A 5,223-nucleotide genomic window follows, 5' to 3' on the forward strand; every position below is an offset into this window, starting at 1 on the left:
GTGGGAGTATTCTCCCGGATGAGTGGGCAGGCGGCGACCCGTGGTTCCCAGAGGATCGCTCACTCCAGTACTTCACGGTACGCTGGTGGGCTTAACTTCCGTGTTCGGAATGGGTACGGGTGTGTCCCCACCGCTCTGGCCGCCTTTATGACGACTCTCGGAGTCGAACCGAGACTCTTTACAGAGACTCCTGTGTCGGTCGTGGTTCGGTACCAACCGTGTGTACGTGCGATCCAGATACCGCCTGAACTCATGCGAGTCGTGGCGCGTCAGCGCCAATGAATGTGGCTTGGTCTGTTAGTTCTCGTGGGCTTAACACCTCGTTGCCTCGGTGCGTACACCCCGAGTCTATCGAACTCGTCTTCTACGAGTGACCTCTGTGGTACCTCTTTTCCATGTGGGTTTCGAGCTTAGATGCGTTCAGCTCTTACCCCGTGTCGCGTGGCTACTCGGCATCTGCCCTTCCGGACAACCGATACACCAGTGGCGACCAAACGTAGTTCCTCTCGTACTATACGTTCGTTCACGTCAGGTACCTCACACCCCCAATAGATAGCAGCCGACCTGTCTCACGACGGTCTAAACCCAGCTCACGACCTCCTTTAATAGGCGAACAACCTCACCCTTGCCCGCTTCTGCACGGGCAGGATGGAGGGAACCGACATCGAGGTAGCAAGCCACTCGGTCGATATGTGCTCTTGCGAGTGACGACTCTGTTATCCCTAAGGTAGCTTTTCTGTCATCTACGGGTCCCATTCCGGAACCTCGTAGGTTCGCTAGACCACGCTTTCGCGTCAGCGTTCCTCGTTGGGAAGAACACTGTCAGACCATCTTGTGCTCTTGCGCTCTTCGCCGGATTCCCGACCCGGCTGAGATGATCTTCGGGCGCGCTCGATATCTTTTCGAGCGCGTACCGCCCCAGTCAAACTGCCCGGCTACCGGTGTACTCCTCCCGGAGTGAGAGTCGCAGTCACCGACGGGTAGTATTTCAATGCTGACTCGGTGGCGTGCTGGCGCACGTACCTGTGTAACGTCTCCTACCTATGCTGCACATCGGCGACCACGTCTCAGCGACAGCCTGCAGTAAAGCTCTATAGGGTCTTCGCTTCCCCTTGGGGGTCTCCAGACTCCGCACTGGAACGTACAGTTCACCGGGTCCAACGTTGGGACAGTGGCGCTCTCGTTTATCCATTCATGCAAGCCGCTACTGAAGCGGCAAGGTACTACGCTACCTTAAGAGGGTCATAGTTACCCCCGCCGTTGACGGGTCCTTCGTCCTCTTGTACGAGGTGTTCAGATACCCGCACTGGGCAGGATTCGGTGACCGTACGAGTCCTTGCGGATTTGCGGTCACCTGTGTTGTTACTAGACAGTCGGAGCGCCCGAGTCACTGCGACCTGCTCCTTAGAGAGCAGGCATCCCTTCTTCCGAAGGTACGGGACTAACTTGCCGAATTCCCTAACGTCGGTTCTCCCGACAGGCCTTGCCTTGCGCTGGCAGAGCACCTGTGTCGGATCTCGGTACGGACATCGTGCTTGCCTTTTCACGGGCCCTATGTACGGCTGACTTTCGCTGTTTCGCGTTTCGCTCGCTTCGTGCCGTGACGGCGTCCACGAGTTTCCACGATTCGACCGGGCGAGTGCCCGGCTCAGCGTTCCACACGGCGTCGGCGTTTACTGCACGATGGCGCTGGAATATTAACCAGCTTCCCGTCGGTGTAGTCAAGTTGTGGTACACCTTAGGACCGGCTAACCCTCGGCTGAACGGCAGTGCCGAGGAACCCTTGCTCTTCAGGCCGTCGAGGTTCTCACCCGACTATCGCTGCTACTGTGACCAGGATTGTCGTTACTGGACGGTCCACACGAGCTCTCGCCCGGGCTTCCGTCCGACCAGTACGCCAACCTACGCGGTTGCCCCTGTCAAGGGCACGGCCAGGTCTCGGTGGTAGATTTGAGCCCCGATCATTTTGGGCGCCTCAAACCTCGGCCGGTAAGCTGTTACGCTTTTCTTAGCGGGTAGCTGCTTCTAAGCTCACCTCCCGGCTGTTTAGGGCTTGAGACCACCTTCGAATCGCACTTAATCTACACTTTGGGACCTTAACCCGGCTCTGGGTTGTTCCCCTCACGGTACACAGGCTTACCCCGCGCACCGGACTCCCATCGTCTACAACGCCTGCGGGTTTGGAGTTCGACAGGATGGCCGACTCCTCTCGGAGGCGGGTCATCCAATCGGTAGCTCTACCCCGCGGGCTATCTCGGATGAGGTCATGCTTCGACATGTTTCGGTTGGAACCAGCTGTTGCCAGGCTCGATGGGCCTTTCACCCCTACACACGAGTCACGAGAGGGTATTGTAGAACACCAACTCTAACAGGCCTCCACGTGGCTTTCGCCACGCTTCACCTTGCTCGCGCGTAGATCGCCTGGTTTCGGGTCGCACCTGATTGACTCCCCGCGCTTGAACACGGTGGCCCTCGCAATGCTGCGGCCGTATCGGTTTCCCTGCGCCTTCCCGGGTTCGCCGGTTAGACTCGCCAATCAAGTGCACTCCCTGGGTCGTTTTTCAAAACGCACGACACGACGCCGGCTCGTCTCTCTTCCTACTAGAGGATCGCTCCTCGGTCGTTTCAAGAGACGCCTTGTACGCCCTGTCGCTCGATCGCCAGCTGATTTCAGGCCCTATTGCACCGCCCTTCTCGGGGTGCTTTTCAGCGTTCGCTCACGCTACTTGTTCGCTATCGGTCTCGAGGAGTGTTTAGCCTTCTCAGGGGATGCCTGAGATGTTCATAGAGGATATCCGACCCCTACTACTCTGGATTTGACGCCATCTGTACTGCTCTCTCATACGGGGTTGTCACCCTGTTTCACGCTCCGTTCCAGGAGACTTCTGAGAGAGTGTCGAGATTTGGTTGTCAACCCGAACACCACATTGGTCCGAAGACCTTCGGTTTGGGCTGTGTCGCGTTTACTCGCGGTTACTGACGACATCGCTGTTGCGTTCTTTTCCTGCCCTTACTGAGATGTTTCAATTCAGGGCGTTCCCTATTGCGCGTGGCAATTGTTGAACGGATTCCGATTGGGAGATCTCGTGTTCTTTCCCTCCATGCGGGTCCCACGAGCTTTTCGCAGCTTGGCACGTCCGTCGTCGGCTCTCGAGCCGAGCCATTCACCAGCTGGCACAGTAGCCAGTAGTGTGTCAGTCGACTCTCGAAGGAGAGTCACTGACGGTCAAGTGACATAGTGTCACCCGACTGTATATGGTTCACTGACGTTCCACGAACTCGGATGAGTTCAGTGGACGTCTGGATCGCACGTATACACGGTTGTCATTGAATCGCCCCGGGTGTGACGGGGCGTTCGTCGAACCCTTCCCATCCGCGGTTTCCCGGGATGGTGCATCGGTCGTCGTGTCCGAATCGAATCGCGTCTCCCACTTAAGGGGACGGATTCGCTTCGGACGGACATGGACTCACTGGGATTCGAACCCAGGGCATCCTCCTTGCAAGGGAGGCACTCTACCGCTGAGCTATGAGCCCACCTTCCCTGGTGGGAAGGTTCTCGCGTGTTGTGTGAGCCGTGGTCGTTCTGCGGTGTCCAAGCCGGTGGGTGGGCGGACAGTCACAGTCCAATGCGAATGAGTAGTGACCGTCGTGGTGACGGTCTAAGGTGAGCCGCCCAGAGGGCGGTCTCGGGTCGGTGGAGGTGATCCAGCCGCAGATTCCCCTACGGCTACCTTGTTACGACTTAAGCCCCCTTGCGAAGCCCAGATTCGACGTTCGTGGAACGCCTCATCCGGACCTCACTCGGGTGCTTTGACGGGCGGTGTGTGCAAGGAGCAGGGACGTATTCACCGCGCGCTTGTGACACGCGATTACTACCGAATCCAGCTTCATGTGGGCGAGTTGCAGCCCACAATCCGAACTACGATCGAGTTTCTGAGATTACCGTCTCCTTTCGGAGTTGGAACCCTTTGTCTCGACCATTGTAGCCCGCGTGTTGCCCAGCACATTCGGGGCATACTGACCTACCGTTGCCCGTTCCTTCCTCCGTGTTAGCCACGGCGGTCCCCCTACTGTCCCCAGCTACCTCGCGGTACTGCTGGCAAGTAAGGGTGCGGGTCTCGCTCGTTGCCTGACTTAACAGGACGCCTCACGGTACGAGCTGACGGCGGCCATGCACCTCCTCTCTGAAGCTCGGATAAGGTCATCAACCTGATCGTCATTACTACAGTCGATGCTGGTGAGATGTCCGGCGTTGAGTCCAATTAAACCGCAGGCTCCTCCGGTTGTAGTGCTCCCCCGCCAATTCCTTTAAGTTTCATCCTTGCGGACGTACTTCCCAGGCGGTCTGCTTAGCGGCTTCCCTGCGGCACAGCACCCACTCGTAGTGGGAGCCACACCTAGCAGACATTGTTTACGGCCAGGACTACCCGGGTATCTAATCCGGTTCGAGACCCTGGCTTTCGTCCCTCACTGTCGGATCCGTTCTCGCGACGTGCTTTCGCCATCGGCGGTCCGTCCAGGATTACGGGATTTCACTCCTACCCCGGACGTACCCGTCGCGCCTTCCGGTCCCAAGCCACGCAGTTTCTACCGGGCGCCCACCTGTTGAGCAGGTGGATTTCCCGATGGACTTGCGCGGCCAGCTACGGACGCTTTAGGCCCAATAAGATCGGCCATCACTTGGGCTGCCGGTATTACCGCGGCGGCTGGCACCGGTCTTGCCCAGCCCTTATTCTGGTACCGCCTTAGGGTACCGAAAAGCACAGGCGCTATGCCTGTGCACTTGGGATCCCCCTATCGCACTGTCGTGCAGTGTAAAGGTTTCGCGCCTGCTGCGCCCCGTAGGGCCCGGAATCTTGTCTCAGATTCCGTCTCTGGGTTCTCACTCTCATGACCCATACCGATTATTGGCACGGTGGGCCGTTACCCCACCGTCTACCTAATCGGCCGCAGCCACATCCTTCGGCGCCGGAGCGTTTGGCATACCACTCATTCCAGTGGTGGTATGGTATACACTATTAGCCTCAGTTTCCCGAGGGTATTGTGTTCCGAAGGGTAGTTTGGCCACGTGTTACTGAGCTATTCGCCACGAGTCTGAACTCGTGCGACTAGCATGGCTAAATCGGATCCCAATAGCAATGGCCTCCGGCAGGATCAACCGGAATGAGTATCCTTCAGGCCTGATTCCCGGCCTGAAGGGGGTGTTGGCGGGTGTCAACTTCG

At 57.9% G+C, this 5,223-nt stretch carries 1 tRNA gene and 3 rRNA genes; all 4 read right to left on the reverse strand.

Annotation, left to right across the window (positions count from 1 at the left end):
• Positions 1-25 precede the first annotated feature (25 nt).
• Positions 26-147 (reverse strand): 5S ribosomal RNA (gene rrf, locus B9H04_RS17275).
• 132 nt (positions 148-279) lie between these two features.
• A 23S ribosomal RNA gene (locus tag B9H04_RS17280) occupies positions 280-3,192 on the reverse strand.
• Between the two features lie 270 nt (positions 3,193-3,462).
• A tRNA-Ala gene (locus tag B9H04_RS17285) sits at positions 3,463-3,534 on the reverse strand.
• A gap of 161 nt (positions 3,535-3,695) precedes the next feature.
• Positions 3,696-5,165: ribosomal RNA gene (locus tag B9H04_RS17290) — 16S ribosomal RNA — on the reverse strand.
• Together the 16S, 23S and 5S rRNA genes with 1 tRNA gene alongside form the textbook arrangement of a ribosomal RNA operon.
• Positions 5,166-5,223: the final 58 nt, after the last annotated feature.

The sequence above is a fragment of the Halorubrum ezzemoulense DSM 17463 genome (genome assembly GCF_002114285.1).
GTDB classification, from domain to species: domain Archaea; phylum Halobacteriota; class Halobacteria; order Halobacteriales; family Haloferacaceae; genus Halorubrum; species Halorubrum ezzemoulense.